Source organism: Pseudomonas sp. AP19 (genome assembly GCF_001728855.1).
Lineage (GTDB): Bacteria > Pseudomonadota > Gammaproteobacteria > Pseudomonadales > Pseudomonadaceae > Aquipseudomonas > Aquipseudomonas fluorescens.
On record NZ_LXJP01000011.1, the window covers coordinates 45,762 to 62,155 of the forward strand.

Genomic DNA, 16,394 nt, shown 5'->3' on the forward strand with positions numbered 1-16,394 from the left:
GATACACCGTATTCGCGAGCAAGCCCGCTCCCACATTTGGTTTCCGGTTTCTACCAGGGAAATTGAAGCTGCTCGTTGCCGCTGCTCAGGTCCAGCAACCGCACCCCAATCCCCAACAACCGCACCGGCTTGCCGCCGCGATTGAACGCCTGGCTCAACAGCTGTTGATAACTTTCCAGGTCCCGCCCTGCCCCGGCCTGCTCCAGCGTGGTCTGGGTAAAGTCATGAAACTTCACTTTGACGAACGGCTTGCCCGCGCGGTAACTGCTGTCGATGCGCGCCATGCGCCCGGCCAGGGTTTCCATCAGCTCGGGAAGTTTCGCCAAACAACTTGAGAGATCCGGCAGATCTACATCGTAGGTATTTTCCACACTGATGGATTGCCGGCGGCTGTCGTTCTGCACCACGCGGTCATCAATCCCACGGGCCAGGCTCCAAAGCCGCTCGCCAAAGCTGCCGAATTCGCGCACCAGTGACAGCTTGTTCCACTCGCGTAATTGCAGGCAGTCTTCAATGCCCAGGCGCGCCAGCTTATCGGCCGTGACTTTGCCGACGCCGTGCAATTTGTTCACCGGCAACTGGGAGACAAAGTCTTCGATCTGATCCGGCGTAATCACAAACAGGCCGTTGGGCTTTTTCCAGTCGCTGGCGATCTTGGCTAAAAACTTGTTGGGCGCAACGCCCGCAGACACGGTGATGTGCAACTGGTTGGAGACACGACGGCGAATATCCTGAGCGATACGTGTGGCGCTGCCGCCAAAATGCGGGCTGTCGGAGACATCAAGATAGGCTTCGTCCAGCGACAGTGGCTCGATCAGGTCGGTGTAATCACGAAAGATCGTCTGGATTTCCTTGGACGCTTCTTTATAAGCATCCATGCGCGGCTTGACGATGGTCAGGTCCGGGCACAGCTTCAAGGCGTGGCGCGACGACATGGCCGAGCGAACGCCATACGCCCGCGCCTCGTAGTTGCAGGTTGCGATCACCCCTCGTCTATCCGCCGAGCCGCCGACCGCCAGAGGCTTTTGTGCCAGGCTCGGGTCGTCGCGCATCTCGATGGCGGCGTAGAAGCAATCACAGTCGACGTGGATGATTTTGCGCTGCGTCATATAAACAGAAGGTGTAATCCAACGGATGGCCAGTATCGCACTCACCCCTGTATATAGCACCAGTAGTTTGAATCTTCCGCGCGAGCGGTAGGAAAACGTACAGATGAATTTATTTTTTCAATCGAAATCAGGCTACCGATAGAGCCGAAACCCTTGGCCACACTGGCCCGGAGGCATTTCCCCCCCTGCCTTGGAGAGCTAACCGATTGAACCACAAGCGCTTTTCTTCAATTCACGGGTTGACACGCCTGCGTTCCTCTGTAGAATGCCGACACACAGACGCGGGATGGAGCAGTCTGGTAGCTCGTCGGGCTCATAACCCGAAGGTCGTCGGTTCAAATCCGGCTCCCGCAACCAAACATCAAAAAAGGCTACTCGAAAGAGTGGCCTTTTTTGTGCGCCTCTGTTTTACCCATGTATGAAAATTGTAAGACAAAAAACTCTTTCTCCATCGCGCACTTACCGCGCATGAGCAACACGCTGCGGTTATTTCACACTTATTTGACCCATCGGCCGATTAACGGTTGACACCCCGCCGCTGGGCTGTAGAATGCCGGCCACAGACGCGGGATGGAGCAGTCTGGTAGCTCGTCGGGCTCATAACCCGAAGGTCGTCGGTTCAAATCCGGCTCCCGCAACCAAACATCAAGAAAGGCCACTCGAAAGAGTGGCCTTTTTTGTATCCGGTTAAAAAGTTCTTCTGAAACAATGGCATGGCATCTTTCATGAAACCGGATACGGTTTGCAGAGTCCATGTCACTGCAAGCTATGCTCAGTACTCAAGCACGACCCTCTACGACCAATGGCCGCATTCGCCCCACCCGGCGATAAGCGTTAATATTTGTAATTATTTTGTCCATAGGGATTGGTAACTTGGCTGGATACCCCCATCCTGTCGCGCACAATCCACGAGGTGATTGATGCGCGCCAACTCGTCTGAACCACAAGACACCGTCACAGCGGAACAACCGATTACTCCCACCCGTTTGCGTTGGCTGGATCTGTTGAGCAAATACCGTCAACCCATCGGGCTGGCCGTCACTCTATTGCTGTTCGCAATTGCCCTGATCGCCTGCCGACACCTGCTGTTGGAACTGGACCTGTACGCACTCCACGACTCGATCCTGGAGGTGCCCAAGCCGGCACTGCTGGGCGCGTTTGCGGCGGCGGTCGCCGGTTTCATCATTCTGTTGGGTTATGAGTTTTCCGGCGCCCGTTATGCCGGGGTGCAACTGCCTGCCAAGACCTTGGCCCTGGGTGGTTTCACCGCCTTTGCGATTGGCAATGCCATAGGCCTGTCGATGCTTTCCGGCGGCTCGGTGCGTTACCGCTTATATGCACGCCATGGCATCGGGGCATCGGAAGTTGCCCACATGACCGTATTCGCCAGTCTGGCCCTGGGCACTGCCCTGCCGCCGCTGGCCGCACTGGCCACGCTGAGTAACTTGCCGGCGGCGTCCACCTACCTGCATTTGTCGCAAGGTTTGCTCGGCAGCATTGCTGGCGCGGTCCTGCTGTTGTCGGTCGCACTGTGCATCGGCATTTATCGTCGCCGCCTGCCGGAACAACCTTACCCGGACAACCTGCTGGTCAAGGCGGGGCGCCGCACGCTGCGCCTGCCGGGCCGGCGCCTGACCTTCCTGCAGTTGATCATCACCGCACTCGACGTGGCAGCTGCCGCCACGGTCCTCTATATGTTGCTGCCGGAAGCACCGCCGTTCGGTCCCTTCCTGCTGGTGTATCTGTTGGCCCTGGCCGCCGGCGTACTCAGCCATGTGCCGGGCGGTGTGGGTGTATTCGAAGCGATTCTGCTCGCCGCCTTCGCCGACAAGCTCGGTGCCGCGCCATTGGCCGCCGCCCTGTTGCTGTACCGGATGATCTACGTGGTCCTGCCGCTGCTGATCGCCTGCGTGTTCCTGCTGGTCAACGAAGCTCAGCGCCTGTTCCAGACCCAGCAGAGCCTGCGGGTTGCATCCGGCCTGGCCGCGCCCGTGCTGGCCGTACTGGTTTTTTTGTCAGGCGTGGTCCTGCTGTTTTCCGGCGCAACGCCGGAAATCGACACACGCCTGGAAAACATCGGCTTTCTGATTCCCCACCGCCTGATTGATGCCTCGCACTTTGGCGCCAGCCTGATCGGCGTGCTGTGCCTGTTGCTCGCCCAGGGCCTGCGTCGGCGTTTGTCGGCTGCGTGGATGCTGACCATGGTGCTGCTGCTGACCGGCGCCCTGCTCTCGCTGCTCAAAGGCTTTGACTGGGAAGAAGCCAGCCTGATGATCATGACGGCGGTGCTGCTGGCGATCTTCCGTCGCTCGTTCTACCGCGCGAGCCGCCTCACCGAGTTGCCGTTCTCGCCGTTGTACCTGGTGGCCAGCGTTTGCGTGCTGGGCGCCTCGATCTGGCTGCTGCTGTTTGCCTATCAAGACGTGCCGTACAGCCATCAACTGTGGTGGCAGTTCACCCTGGATGCCAACGCCCCTCGCGGCCTGCGCTCATTGCTCGGTGCGGCAGTGTTGCTAGTGATCGTCTCGTTGACCTGGCTGCTGCGCACTGCGCGACCAGTGATCCACCTGCCGACACCCGACGAACTGGCGCGCGCCAGCAAGATTCTGATGGCCTCGTCCCAACCCGACGGCGGCCTGGCGCTGACCGGCGACAAGGCGCTGCTGTTCCACCCTAACGACGAAGCCTTCCTGATGTACGCCCGCCGTGGGCGCAGCCTGGTGGCCTTGTATGACCCGATCGGCCCGACGCAACCCCGCGCCGAGATGATCTGGCAGTTCCGCGACCTGTGCGACATCCATCACGCCCGCCCGGTGTTCTACCAGGTCCGCGCCGAGAACCTGCCGTACTACATGGATATCGGCCTCACCGCGATCAAGCTGGGCGAAGAAGCCCGCGTCGACCTGAAACGCTTTGACCTGGAAGCCAAGGGCAAAGAGATGAAGGATTTGCGCTACACCTGGAACCGCGGCACCCGGGACGGCTTGTCCCTGGAGATCTGCGAACCGGGCCAGGCGCCGATGGATGAACTCAAAGTCATCTCGGATGCCTGGCTGACCGGCAAGAACGTCCGGGAAAAAGGCTTTTCCCTGGGCCGTTTCAGCGACGACTACCTCAAGCACTTTCGCATCGCGATCATTCGCTTCGAAGGGCGCCCGGTGGCCTTCGCCAACCTGCTCGAGACCTACAACCATGACCTGGCCAGTCTCGACCTGATGCGTGCGCACCCGGACGCACCGAAGCTGACCATGGAGTTTATGATGGTCGGCCTGATTCAACATTATAAGAACCACGACTACGCCCGCTTCAGCCTCGGCATGGTGCCGTTGTCGGGCCTGCAACCACGCCGTGGCGCCCCGCTGACCCAACGCCTGGGCTCAATGGTGTTCCGCCGTGGCGAGCAACTGTATAACTTCCAAGGTTTGCGCCGCTTCAAAGACAAGTTCCAGCCTGACTGGGAACCCCGTTACATGGCCGTGCCCGCAGGACTTGATCCGCTGGTGGCACTGGCCGATACCGCCGCCCTGATTGCGGGCGGCTTGACTGGATTGGTGAAACGCTGATGATTCGACGCTCCTGGCGGTATGTATTGGCCTTTGTAGTGCTGCTCGCCCTGATCGCAGGCGGCGGCTTTTGGTTCTGGAACCGCCCTGCTCCGCAACCGACCCTGGAACAACTGCCACAGGCTGATGGCACGGTCATGACTCGCGTGACCCCCCACGGCTCGGCAAAAGCCCGTGTGGCGGTCGCGGTGATGGCCGATGAAACCCTGACCGACAGCCAGCTGATTGCCCTGAGCCAAGGCGGTGCTGCACAAATCGTTCAAGTGATCCTGCCCAAGGATGACTGCAAGTTGCAGGAACAAGCCCTGCAGAGCGCCCTGAGCCAGCTTAAAGGCCCGGCGACCCTGGTCAGCGGCATCGGCCCTGGCGCTGCGCTCGCCTGGCGTTGGTTGGCCGCACAGAACGATGACAAAGCCAACGCCATCTCCGTCGGCTTCACCCTGGTACAGGAAACTTGCAAGGACCCGCTGCCGAAGACCTCCGCCCATGGCAACTGGCTGGTGGCCTGGAACGACAACCCCGACGATGAAAGCGCCAGTTTCGTGCGCGACACCCCGCGCGCAACCACCAGCATCAGCGACTACGACATTCACTACCCGCAAGTGCTGAACAACGAACTGCGCAAGCAGTTGGTCGGTTCGGACAACGGCGGCCTGGCGATTCCCGTGGTCGAAGTCCCGGCTGGCCAAGCCAAGGACACCGTCACCCTGTTCCTCTCCGGTGACGGTGGCTGGCGTGACCTGGACCGCGACGTGGCGGGTGAAATGGCCAAGATCGGCTACCCGGTGGTCGGCATCGACACACTGCGCTACTACTGGCAGCACAAGACCCCGGAACAAAGCGCCAAGGACCTCACCGAGCTGATGCAGCATTACCGGCAGAAGTGGGGCACCAAGCGTTTCGTACTGACCGGCTACTCGTTCGGCGCCGACGTACTGCCCGCCATCTACAACCGCATGCCGGAGAACGAACAGCAGCGTGTCGACGCAATCATCCTGCTCGCCTTCGCACGCACCGGCAGCTTTGAAATCGAAGTGGAAGGCTGGTTGGGCAACGCCGGCAAAGAGGCCGCTACCGGCCCGGAAATGGCCAAGCTGCCGGCTGACAAAGTGGTGTGCATCTACGGTGCCGAAGAAGTCAACGAGAGTGGCTGCACCGACAAGACCGCGGTGGGCGAAGCGGTGAAGCTGCCGGGCGGTCATCACTTTGATGAGAACTACCCGGCACTGGCCCAGCGTTTGGTGGACATCATCGTCAAGCACCAGGCCAAGGATAAAGCCGAGTAATCCCGCGCTGTACGCGGATCAACCCTGTGGGAGCGGGCTTGCGCGCGAAAGCGGTGGATCAGTCACAACACCTTTGACTGACACGCCGTATTCGCGAGCAAACCCGCTCCCACATTGGTTTATGGCGTTGGTAAAAACTAGCGCGGCTCGATATGCGCAATCATCAGTTGCACGGTTTCCTGACCACGGAATTCGTTCACGTCCAGTTTGTAGGCCAATTCCACCCACCGCACCGTCGGGTTAGGCCAGACGTCTCGGTCCACGCCAAACGCAATGCCATCGAGCTTCACTGACCCGCACTCGCTCTTGAGCACCACTTTGAGGTGCCGCTCGCCTACCACGCGCTGTTCTACCAGCTGAAACACGCCGTGAAACAGCGGCTCAGGAAAGTGCTGGCCCCATGGCCCGGCATGCCGCAATGCACGCGCCAGTTCGAGGTGAAACTCTTCAACCGCCAAAGTACCGTCGGACAACAGCCGCCCGGTGAGGTCTTCTTCGCGCAGTTGCCGACGCACTTCAGCGTCAAACGCCTCGGCAAACAGCGGGAAATTCGCCTCGGGCAACGTCAAGCCGGCGGCCATCGCATGGCCGCCGTATTTGGTGATGAGGTTGGGATGCTGGCTCGCGACGACCGCCAGCGCATCGCGGATGTGAAAACCCTGCACAGAGCGCCCTGAGCCCTTGAGCAGGCCATCACCGGCGTCGGCGAAGGCGATGGTCGGGCGGAAATACCGCTCTTTCATGCGCGACGCCAAAATGCCGATGACGCCCTGGTGCCATTCCGGGTCGAACAGGCACAAACCGTAGGGCATCGATTCCACCGGCAAGTCCTTGAGCTGGGCGAGCGCCTCACGCTGCATGCCCTGCTCGATGGATTTGCGGTCCTGGTTCATGCCATCCAGTTGCGCCGCCATTTCCCGTGCCGCGGCGAAGTCGCGGGTGAGCAGGCATTCGATGCCCAGGCTCATATCATCCAGGCGCCCGGCGGCATTCAGCCGTGGCCCGAGGATAAAACCAAGGTCAGTCGAGGTGATGCGGGCATGGTCGCGCTTGGCGACCTCAAGGATCGCCTTGATCCCCGGCCGGGCGCGACCGGCGCGAATCCGCTCCAGCCCCTGATGGACCAGGATGCGGTTGTTGGCGTCCAGCGGCACCACGTCGGCGACGCTGCCCAGGGCGACCAGGTCGAGCAACTCACCGATGTTCGGCTGCGGCGTGTTGTCGTACCAGCCCAGGCTGCGTAAACGCGCGCGCAAGGCCATCAACACATAAAATATTACGCCGACGCCTGCCAGCGCCTTGCTCGGGAACTCACAGCCGGGCTGGTTCGGGTTGACGATCGCATCCGCCGCCGGCAATTCATCGCCGGGCAAGTGGTGGTCAGTCACCAACACCTTCAACCCCGCCGCCTTGGCCGCCGCCACGCCTTCGACACTGGAGATGCCGTTATCCACGGTAATCAGCAACTGGGGCGTGCGCTGCAGCGCCACCGCGACGATTTCCGGGGTCAGGCCATAACCGTATTCAAAGCGGTTGGGGACCAGGTAGTCGACATGCGCCGCACCGAGCAAACGCAGGCCCAGGGTGCCCACGGTGCTGGCCGTCGCGCCGTCGGCGTCGAAGTCACCGACGATCAGGATGCGCTGGCGCTGCTCCAGGGCGGTCACCAGCAGGTCCACCGCCGCGTCGATGCCCTTGAGCTGCTGGTAGGGAATCAACCGCGCCAGGCTCTTGTCCAGTTCGGCTTCCGACTGCACCCCGCGCGCGGCGTAGAGACGGGTCAACAGCGGTGGCAATTCACCGAGAAACGGCAGGACAGCAGGCAACGGGCGAGGATCAATACGCATGGGGTGACGGAAGCTTCTCTTCTGGTACAACGGTTAAACACAGGTATTAACAACGAGAGCGATCAACGGTGAGCGCTGGTTTACCGGCGATGCCGCCACCTTGCCAAATCAGTTACGCAGCGCGGATGCTTTCGCGAGCAAGCCAGCACCCAGACGTTTTAACCGCGCTCACCGACCAACCATTCCAACTGCACTTCATGCTGGCCACGATCATCGGTCACGAAGATCGTGCCTTCGCTGATCATCACGTCCCACTTGATAACGCGCGGCATGTCCTTGGCCAGGGTCTCGAGGACTTCCTGAGGCACCGCGGCGATGTGTACGTTCTTCAGGTTTTTGGCCACCGGCACCACTTTGCCTTCCCACACACGCAGGCTGCCATAGGCCAGCAAGCTGGTGCGTTCGGTACGGCGCGAACACCAGGTGAGACGGTCGGCGTCAGGCTGGCCGACCTCAATCCAGTGAAGAACACGGTCATCCAGGCTTTTTTCCCACAGGGCTGGCTCGTCTACATCTGACAGACCACGGCCGAACGACAATTGCTCGTTGTACCAAAGGGCGTAGGCCAGCAGGCGCACGGTCATGCGTTCTTCGGTTTCCGAAGGATGGCGGGCGATGGTCTGTTTGACGCTCTCATACACCGAACGATCAAGGTCGGTGAGGTTGAGTTCGAATTTGTAGGTCGTGGACGGCTGGGCCATGAACGGGCTTCTAAAGACAGGGAAAGGCGGCCAGTCTAACCGATGGTGCAGCCATTCAACGAATACTGCGGTGCATCATCCTTATCCCTGGGCCGCTCGCCTATGTTAAAAGGCATCACACCACCGTTTAACGCTGGATAAGGATCCTCATGACGTTTAATGCCAAACCGCTGGCCGGTCTGAAAGTCATCGAACTGGGCACCTTGATTGCCGGCCCGTTTGCGTCTCGCATCTGCGCCGAATTCGGTGCCGAGGTGATCAAGGTCGAATCCCCGGACGGCGGCGACCCGCTGCGCAAATGGCGCAAGCTGTATGAAGGCACCTCACTGTGGTGGTTCGTGCAGGCGCGCAACAAGCAGTCGCTGACCCTGAACCTCAAGCACCCGGAAGGTTTGGCCATCCTTAAACAGTTGCTGGCGGATGCCGACATCCTGATTGAGAATTTCCGCCCCGGGGTCCTGGAAAAACTCGGCCTGAGCTGGGAAACCCTGCACGCGCTGAACCCGAAATTGGTGATGGTGCGGCTCTCGGGTTTTGGCCAGACCGGCCCGATGAAAGACCAGCCGGGGTTCGGCGCGGTGGGCGAATCCATGGGCGGCTTGCGCTATATCACCGGTTTCGAAGACCGCCCGCCGGTACGCACGGGGATCTCCATCGGCGACTCGATTGCGGCTTTGTGGGCCGTCATCGGTGCGCTGATGGCGCTGCGTCATCGCGAAGTCAACGGTGGGCTCGGCCAAGTCGTGGATGTGGCGCTGTACGAAGCCATCTTCGCGATGATGGAAAGCATGATTCCGGAATTTGACGTGTTCGGGTTTATTCGCGAGCGCACCGGCAACATCATGCCTGGCATTACGCCGTCATCAATTCATACCACCGCCGACGGCAAGCATGTGCAGATTGGCGCCAATGGCGATGCAATCTTCAAGCGCTTCATGAGCGCCATCGGCCGCGACGATCTGGCCAATGACCCACAGCTGGCGAGCAATGACGGACGCGATAACCGTCGTGATGAGCTGTACGGCGTGATTGATCGCTGGGTCAATTCGCTGCCGTTGGACCGCGTGGTTGAGCAATTGAACAAGGCCGAGGTGCCCGCCAGCCGTATCTACAGCGCCGAAGACATGCTGGGCGACCCGCAGTTTCTGGCGCGGGAAATGTTTCTCGACGCTCAGTTGCCCGGCGGCAAGGGCTTCAAGATGCCGGGGATCGTGCCCAAGCTGTCGCACACACCGGGGAGCTGTGAGTGGGTCGGGCCGCAGTTGGGCGAACACAACAGTACCGTCCTCAATGAACTGGGTTACGACGCCGCAGCCATCACCCGTTTACGTGAGGTTGGCGCGATCTGATGGCTCGCCCGTACCCGTGCCGGTTTATTCGTCTGTGCCTGATGAGCGTGTTGCTCGGCGTGTGGCCGCTCGCGGCGCATGCCGAGGACACGCTGATCTGGCTGTTGCGCGACCTGCCGCCCATCACCATCTTTGAAGGGCCTCAGAAAGGTCAGGGAATACTGGATGAGTTGCTGCCGGTACTCGCCAAAAAACTGCCGCAGTATCGCCACACGGTGATGCACGTGAACCGCGCTCGCGGCATTCAAATGCTGCGCTCGCCGTCCCTGACCTGCGATCCCGCACTGCTGTGGACGCCGGAACGCGCGAAGTACGTGGTATTTTCGGCCCAGGCATTCGTCTCGGTCAGCAACGGGGTGACGATCCAACGCAGCCAGCAGGAAGCCATGGCACCCTTCATTGCCGAGGGCCAATTTGATCTGCAAGCCTTTCTCGAATCCCCTAAAGCGCGCATTGGCGCTACCGCCGAACGCAGCTACGGCCCGACCATCGACGAACAGCTCAAGCACGCCGCGCCCCACACCCTGGCATTGCATTATGGCAACGACGCCCTTGGCAGCCTGTTGCAAATGCAGCGCCTTGGGCGGCTGGAGGCGGTGCTGGGTTACCCGCCGGAAATCCGCTATCACGCCCGGCAACAGGGGATTGCTGCCCACGACCTGATGTTCTATCCCATCAAGGGTTCAGCGCGTTATCAGCGCACGCACATCGGTTGTTCGGATACGCCACAAGGCCGTCAGGCCATACAGCTAATCAATCAGGCGATACGGGATATCCCACAGGAGCAGCTGCAGCAATCCTACGCATCATGGCTGGACCCGGTGATGCGCGCGCAGTATTTGTTGGACAACCCGAGTTTTTTCCACGACACCCCTGAGCCCTGACAAATCGCAGGCAAAAGAAACCCCGAGCAGTGGGGAGACAACTCGGGGTTAAACGTGGCCTACAAAGACCAGTACAGCAAGCCACAAACACCGGAGCACAATGTTTGCTCTTGCTGTTATGAAATCTGACCGGGCATGCCGTAGGAAGTTTCCATCATTAAACAATTCTTCATGCGAGGGCGCCGCCACGGGTTTGGGCTGCATTGCGCAATGCTGCAATAACCGAGGGTTCCAACCGCCCTTCAGCGATTTTCAGATCGCGTAGTAAACAATCCACCACATCCACCAGTGCACGCTTATCAGTCAATTGCGCCCGATCAACTTCACGCTCGACGACAATAGCGCCAGCAGGGTTCTTCACGGTCACCAGACACTCGCCCTGAAGGCCCGAGGTGGTCAATGTAACCTGATAAGGGCTCAGTGCTTCTTCGAGCAATAGGCTGATACTTTCCATCTCGATCACCACTCAATCATTCGAATAAGGTTCGAAAAACAAAAATGTCATTAAGGTGCTGACATTCAAGTGACCCGTGCTCAAAGCAGAAAGTTCGACCTTTTGTGTCGACTCCTGCACGAGTCAAGCGAGCATGCACGGCAAAGATGACAGAGAGAAAACACCCACCCACAGGCTGGCCCCTCTGGAATATCCTCGGAGCCTGCCTTGCAGGCCCGGTTTGAACAGCCACGGCGCGCCGTGCTGGTCGTGCGCCAACCAGGCTCAGGTCATCGGCACTGGTGCCTGGGTAGCGCAGCGATTGAATGCCCTTGAATGTGTCGGTTGAGCGCCCGCGCACGTGGGCTCGCCAGAATGAAAAAGCCCGTCACAAAGACGGGCTTGACCTACCGCGCAGCACCCTGTGGATCAGAGCGGCTTACCGCGGTTGCCGTGCTGGCTGACAAACGCCTGCATGGCGTTCAGATCGTTCGGCAACACCGTGCAGCGCTCTTCACGCTCGAACAGGTCAGCCAGATGCTCTGGCAACTCCAGCGCTTTGCCAACACCGGCCTTCTCCACCGCTTCCGGGAATTTGACCGGGTGAGCAGTGCCCAGAATCACCATTGGGATGTCCAGGCTGCGACGGCATTCGCGTGCGGCCTTCACACCGATGGCGGTGTGTGGGTCGAGCAGTTCGCCGGTCTGGGCGTAGACCTCAGCGATGGTTTCACAGGTCTGTGCATCGTCCACGGCCAGGGAGTCGAACAGCTTGCGGGTTTCGGTCCAGCGTTCTTGCTCGACGCTGAAACCACCACCTTGCTTGAAGCTGTTCATCAGCTCGGCAAGGGCTGCGCCATTGCGACCGTGCATGTCGAACAGCAGGCGTTCGAAGTTCGACGACACCATGATGTCCATGGACGGCGACAGTGTCGCGTGCAGGGTTTCCTTGACGTACTGGTTGCCGCTCATGAAGCGGTGCAGGATGTCGTTGCGGTTGGTGGCGACGATCAACTGGTTGATCGGCAGGCCCATGTTGCGCGCCAGGTAACCGGCAAAGATGTCGCCGAAGTTGCCGGTCGGCACCGAGAACGACACCGAGCGCGCCGGGCCGCCCAACTGCAGGGACGCGTGGAAGTAGTAAACGATCTGGGCCATGATCCGTGCCCAGTTGATCGAGTTCACCGCCACCAGGCGCGTACCTTTGAGGAAGCTCTGGTCAGCGAAGCTGTTCTTGACCATTTCCTGGCAGTCATCGAAGTTGCCTTCGATGGCGATGTTGTGGATGTTTTCACCGAAAATGGTCGTCATCTGGCGACGCTGCACTTCCGACACGCGCTTGTGCGGGTGCAGGATGAAGATGTCGACGTTTTCGCAGTGCTTGCAACCTTCGATGGCGGCCGAACCGGTATCACCGGACGTAGCACCGATGATCACCACACGCTCGCCACGTTTTTCCAGCACGTAATCGAGCAGGCGACCCAGCAATTGCAGGGCGAAGTCCTTGAACGCCAGGGTCGGACCGTGGAACAGCTCCAGCACCCATTCGTTGCCGTTCAGCTGACGCAGAGGCGCAATGGCGCTGTGGGAAAACACGCCGTACGTCTCTTCCAGAATCTTTTTGAAATCCGCATCCGGAATGCTGCCGGTGACGAACGGGCGCATCACCCGGAACGCCAGCTCGTGGTACGGCAGGCCCGCCCAGGAGGCGATTTCTTCCTGAGTAAAACGTGGCAGGTTTTCCGGCACGTACAGGCCGCCGTCAGTGGCAAGGCCTGCCAGCAAAACGTCTTCGAAATTCAGGGCCGGTGCCTGGCCGCGGGTGCTGATATAACGCATGACTGGCTCCTCTAAAACATTCTCGAACAGAGGCCGCCGAACACACGGGGCCCCTGGATCAAATCGGTTAGTTCAAGTGTTCGACGCGAATCCGCACCACCGGGCCCACCACGCCTTGCAGGGCTTCGAGGGCGGCGATGGCATCGTTCATGCGTTGTTCGAGCACGCGGTGGGTCAACAGGATCATCGGCACCTGGCCGTTTTGCTCCTCGACTTCCTTCTGCATGATCGACTCGATATTGATGCCGCGCTCCGACAGGATGCTGGCAACCTGGGCCAACACGCCTGGATGATCCTGAGCCTGGATGCGCAGGTAGTAGGCGCTCTCGCAGGCTTCAATCGGCAGGATCGGGTGGGCCGACAGCGAGTCCGGCTGGAAGGCCAGGTGCGGCACACGGTTTTCCGGGTCGCTGGTCATGGCGCGAACCACGTCCACCAGGTCGGCGATCACCGACGAAGCGGTTGGCTCCATACCGGCCCCGGCGCCGTAGAACAGCGTGGAGCCGGCAGCATCACCGTTGACCATCACGGCGTTCATCACGCCGTTGACGTTGGCGATCAGGCGGTCGGCCGGGATCAACGTCGGGTGCACACGCAACTCGATACCGGCCGGAGTGCTACGCGCCACACCGAGATGCTTGATGCGGTAGCCGAGGGCTTCGGCGTAGTTCACGTCGGCAGTGGTCAGCTGGGTGATGCCTTCGGTGTAGGCCTTGTCGAACTGCAGCGGAATACCAAAGGCGATGGAGGCCAGGATGGTCAGCTTGTGCGCCGCGTCGATACCTTCCACGTCAAACGTCGGGTCGGCTTCGGCGTAACCCAGCGCCTGGGCTTCGGCCAACACGTCTTCGAAGGTACGGCCCTTCTCGCGCATTTCGGTGAGGATGAAGTTGCCGGTGCCGTTGATGATGCCGGCCACCCAGTTGATACGGTTGGCGGACAGGCCTTCACGGATCGCCTTGATCACCGGGATGCCACCGGCCACAGCCGCTTCGAACGCAACAATCACGCCCTTTTCGCGCGCCTTGGCGAAGATCTCGTTACCGTGCACGGCGATCAGCGCCTTGTTGGCGGTGACCACGTGCTTGCCGTTCTCGATGGCCTTGAGCACCAGCGCACGGGCTACGGTGTAACCGCCAACCAGCTCGATGACGATATCGATTTCAGGGTTGGTGGCCACAGCGAAGACATCGTTGGTAATCGCAATACCGGTCGTTTGGAACTGAGGCTTTGGCGTACGCGTGGCAATTTGCGCCACTTCAATTCCACGCCCTGCACGGCGGGAAATTTCTTCAGCATTACGCTGAAGTACGTTCAAGGTGCCGCCACCGACGGTCCCTAACCCACAGATGCCTACTTTGACCGGTTTCACTGAAGAACTCCCCATGAAACGGCCGACTCAAGGTCGGCCGTGGTAAACAGCCGCACAACTGCGGCTCTCAATTAATGCCCCGTCGACTGTTCGACGGGGCATGATCGTCAAAGGCTCGACGATGACTGCTTACTTCGCACCCAGCGCCAGTTTGGCAACTTGTGGCGCAGGCTGGTAGCCCGGAATGACCTGGCCATCAGCCAAAACGATGGCCGGTGTACCGTTCACACCAATCGACTGGCCCAGGGCGAACTGCTTGGAAACCGGGTTGGCGCATTTGGCCGATTTGATTTCCTTGCCATCGACCATTTTGTCCATGGCCGCTTTCTTATCGGCCGAGCACCATACGGCTTGCAGCTGTTCGTCACCCGGCGAGCCCAGGCCCTGGCGCGGGAACGCGACGTAGCGCACTTCGATCCCCATTTTGTTCAGCGCAGGCACTTCGGCGTGCAGCTTGTGGCAGTACGGGCAGGTGGTATCGGTGAACACCGTGATATGAGTCTTGGTCTCGCCGATGGCTGGGTAAACCACGGTTTCAGCCACTGGAATACCGTTGATCAACTTGGACACGCCCAGGCGTTCGGCTTTCTCGGTCAGGTTGACCGGCTTGCCGTCTTTCAACTGGAACAGGTAGCCCTGGACGATGTACTGGCCATCGGCACTGGCGTACAGCACACGGCTGCCTTTGAGCTTGACCTCATACAGCCCGGCCATCGGGCTGGCACTGATGCTTTCAATCGGCGTGTCGAGTTGCAGGTTGGCCAAGCTCTTGCGAATAGTCTGCTCGGCAGCGTCATCGGCGACAACAAAGGTGGAAACCAACGCAATGGCTGCGGCGGCAATAATCTGGGTCAAGCGCATGGGAACTCCTGAAGGCAGATGCAGGGACGGGCGCATGAACACCGATCTGAAAACACGGGGCTGTCAATACGAGCCTGGGCGCCGTCCCCTTTGCGAACCGGCAAAGCCTACCACAGTTGGGCCGGGGGGCAGACTGCGGCAGGTAAATTGGGCCTTTTCCGACGTAATTTTATCCGCGAGGGTGATGCTTGGCGTGCATCTCCTGCAGACGTGCGCGCGCGACGTGGGTGTAAATCTGGGTGGTGGATAAATCACTGTGCCCCAGCAGCATTTGCACCACGCGCAAATCCGCACCGTGGTTGAGCAAATGGGTGGCAAACGCATGGCGCAACGTATGTGGCGAAAGTGTCTTGCCGATTCCGGCCACTTTGGCCTGGTGCTTGATACGGTGCCAGAAGGTCTGGCGGGTCATCTGCTCACCGCGCAGGCTGGGAAACAGCACGTCGCTGGGCCGCCCGCCGAGCAATTCGCCACGGGCATCACACATATAGCGCTCAACCCACACAATCGCCTCCTCGCCCATCGGCACCAGTCGCTCCTTGCTGCCTTTGCCCATGACGCGCAGCACGCCCTGACGCAAATTGACTTGCTCCAGGGTCAGGCTGATCAGCTCAGTCACCCGCAGGCCACAGGCGTAGAGCACTTCGAGCATGGCGCGGTCACGCTGGCCGATGGCTTCACTCAGGTCGGGCGCAGCAAGCAAGGCATCGACGTCAGCTTCCGACAGGGATTTGGGCAATGGCCTGCCGAGTTGCGGCATATCGATTTGCAGGGTCGGGTCGACTGCAATCAGCTTTTCCCGCAGCAGGTGGCGATAAAAGCCACGCACGCCCGATAGAAATCGCGCAGTGGAACGGGGTTTGTAGTTCTGCTCCAACCGCCAGGCCAGGTGATCGAGGATCAACTCACGTCCAGCATTGATCAGCTCGAGGTTTTTCTCCTGCAGCCAGCCGTTGAACAGGGCCAAATCACTGCGATAAGCCTGGCGGGTGTTGTCCGACAGGCCTTTTTCCAGCCACAGGGCGTCGAGGAAACGGTCGATCAGGGGATGGTCAATGGCGGGCATGGGCACTCAAGCAGCGCAGCACAGGGCTTTGCGCAAATTATTTAGTGAACTGTGACAACGGCCACTAGTCTTTCATAGCCCGCT

General features: G+C 60.0%; 12 protein-coding genes and 2 tRNA genes. 6 read left to right on the plus strand and 8 right to left on the minus strand.

Going from position 1 to position 16,394, the window contains the following annotated elements; genetic code table 11:
• Positions 1 to 50: 50 nt before the first annotated feature.
• A complete protein-coding gene (gene dinB / locus A7D21_RS10685; protein ID WP_053257823.1) occupies positions 51 to 1,109 on the minus strand; it encodes a DNA polymerase IV in 1,059 nt (352 codons plus the stop codon).
• A gap of 280 nt (positions 1,110 to 1,389) precedes the next feature.
• Here dinB and A7D21_RS10690 point away from each other — a divergent pair.
• The 4 genes from A7D21_RS10690 (at position 1,390) to A7D21_RS10705 (ending at position 5,958) form a co-directional block, all read left to right on the plus strand.
• Positions 1,390 to 1,466 (plus strand) — tRNA-Met (locus tag A7D21_RS10690).
• A gap of 207 nt (positions 1,467 to 1,673) precedes the next feature.
• Positions 1,674 to 1,750: transfer RNA gene (locus tag A7D21_RS10695), tRNA-Met, on the plus strand.
• A 279-nt stretch (positions 1,751 to 2,029) separates the two neighbouring features.
• Positions 2,030 to 4,672, plus strand: a complete 2,643-nt coding sequence (gene mprF / locus A7D21_RS10700; protein WP_053257824.1) for a bifunctional lysylphosphatidylglycerol flippase/synthetase MprF — start codon at positions 2,030 to 2,032, stop codon at positions 4,670 to 4,672.
• Positions 4,672 to 5,958 carry a virulence factor family protein gene (locus A7D21_RS10705; RefSeq protein WP_053257825.1) on the plus strand — a complete coding sequence of 429 codons (1,287 nt, stop codon included), beginning with the start codon at positions 4,672 to 4,674 and terminating at the stop codon, positions 5,956 to 5,958. Before mprF ends, A7D21_RS10705 begins: the two co-directional genes overlap by 1 nt.
• A 137-nt stretch (positions 5,959 to 6,095) precedes the next feature.
• Here the strand turns inward: A7D21_RS10705 and recJ are convergent, their stop codons facing one another.
• Complete coding sequence (gene recJ / locus A7D21_RS10710; RefSeq protein WP_053257826.1) at positions 6,096 to 7,805, minus strand: single-stranded-DNA-specific exonuclease RecJ; 1,710 nt, start codon at positions 7,803 to 7,805, stop codon at positions 6,096 to 6,098.
• A gap of 158 nt (positions 7,806 to 7,963) precedes the next feature.
• Positions 7,964 to 8,506: a YaeQ family protein gene (locus A7D21_RS10715; RefSeq protein WP_053257827.1), complete on the minus strand. Its 543-nt coding sequence runs from the start codon at positions 8,504 to 8,506 to the stop codon at positions 7,964 to 7,966.
• Between the two features lie 149 nt (positions 8,507 to 8,655).
• Here A7D21_RS10715 and A7D21_RS10720 point away from each other — a divergent pair, with 149 nt between their 5' ends.
• Positions 8,656 to 9,855: a CaiB/BaiF CoA-transferase family protein gene (locus tag A7D21_RS10720; RefSeq protein WP_069551680.1), complete on the plus strand. Its 1,200-nt coding sequence runs from the start codon at positions 8,656 to 8,658 to the stop codon at positions 9,853 to 9,855.
• The gene (locus A7D21_RS10725) at positions 9,855 to 10,739 is read left to right on the plus strand and encodes a TIGR02285 family protein (protein WP_053257829.1); all 885 of its coding nucleotides are present in this window, start codon (positions 9,855 to 9,857) and stop codon (positions 10,737 to 10,739) included. Before A7D21_RS10720 ends, A7D21_RS10725 begins: the two co-directional genes overlap by 1 nt.
• A 169-nt stretch (positions 10,740 to 10,908) precedes the next feature.
• Here A7D21_RS10725 and A7D21_RS10730 read toward each other — a convergent pair whose 3' ends face one another.
• The 5 genes from A7D21_RS10730 to xerD all read right to left on the minus strand — a co-directional run bounded on the left by A7D21_RS10730 (position 10,909) and on the right by xerD (position 16,310).
• Entirely contained in the window at positions 10,909 to 11,193 is a 285-nt protein-coding gene (locus A7D21_RS10730; RefSeq protein ID WP_053257830.1) for a DUF3509 domain-containing protein, read from the minus strand.
• A gap of 408 nt (positions 11,194 to 11,601) precedes the next feature.
• Positions 11,602 to 13,011 carry a threonine synthase gene (gene thrC / locus A7D21_RS10735; protein WP_069551681.1) on the minus strand — a complete coding sequence of 470 codons (1,410 nt, stop codon included), beginning with the start codon at positions 13,009 to 13,011 and terminating at the stop codon, positions 11,602 to 11,604.
• A 67-nt stretch (positions 13,012 to 13,078) separates the two neighbouring features.
• Positions 13,079 to 14,383 carry a homoserine dehydrogenase gene (locus tag A7D21_RS10740; protein WP_069551682.1) on the minus strand — a complete coding sequence of 435 codons (1,305 nt, stop codon included), beginning with the start codon at positions 14,381 to 14,383 and terminating at the stop codon, positions 13,079 to 13,081.
• A gap of 129 nt (positions 14,384 to 14,512) precedes the next feature.
• Entirely contained in the window at positions 14,513 to 15,244 is a 732-nt protein-coding gene (locus A7D21_RS10745; protein ID WP_053257833.1) for a thioredoxin fold domain-containing protein, read from the minus strand.
• Positions 15,245 to 15,413: 169 nt separating this feature from the next.
• Positions 15,414 to 16,310, minus strand: coding sequence for a site-specific tyrosine recombinase XerD (gene xerD, locus A7D21_RS10750; RefSeq protein WP_069551683.1), 897 nt, complete (start codon positions 16,308 to 16,310; stop codon positions 15,414 to 15,416).
• Positions 16,311 to 16,394 lie beyond the last annotated feature (84 nt).

Excerpts from the sequence above, each read along its gene's own strand:
- dinB (WP_053257823.1), bottom strand. The coding sequence starts at position 1,109 with ATGACGCAGCGCAAAATCATCCACGTCGACTGTGATTGCTTCTACGCC.
- mprF (WP_053257824.1), top strand. The coding sequence starts at position 2,030 with ATGCGCGCCAACTCGTCTGAACCACAAGACACCGTCACAGCGGAACAA.
- A7D21_RS10705 (WP_053257825.1), top strand. The coding sequence starts at position 4,672 with ATGATTCGACGCTCCTGGCGGTATGTATTGGCCTTTGTAGTGCTGCTC.
- recJ (WP_053257826.1), bottom strand. The coding sequence starts at position 7,805 with ATGCGTATTGATCCTCGCCCGTTGCCTGCTGTCCTGCCGTTTCTCGGT.
- A7D21_RS10715 (WP_053257827.1), bottom strand. The coding sequence starts at position 8,506 with ATGGCCCAGCCGTCCACGACCTACAAATTCGAACTCAACCTCACCGAC.
- A7D21_RS10720 (WP_069551680.1), top strand. The coding sequence starts at position 8,656 with ATGACGTTTAATGCCAAACCGCTGGCCGGTCTGAAAGTCATCGAACTG.
- A7D21_RS10725 (WP_053257829.1), top strand. The coding sequence starts at position 9,855 with ATGGCTCGCCCGTACCCGTGCCGGTTTATTCGTCTGTGCCTGATGAGC.
- A7D21_RS10730 (WP_053257830.1), bottom strand. The coding sequence starts at position 11,193 with ATGGAAAGTATCAGCCTATTGCTCGAAGAAGCACTGAGCCCTTATCAG.
- thrC (WP_069551681.1), bottom strand. The coding sequence starts at position 13,011 with ATGCGTTATATCAGCACCCGCGGCCAGGCACCGGCCCTGAATTTCGAA.
- A7D21_RS10745 (WP_053257833.1), bottom strand. The coding sequence starts at position 15,244 with ATGCGCTTGACCCAGATTATTGCCGCCGCAGCCATTGCGTTGGTTTCC.
- xerD (WP_069551683.1), bottom strand. The coding sequence starts at position 16,310 with ATGCCCGCCATTGACCATCCCCTGATCGACCGTTTCCTCGACGCCCTG.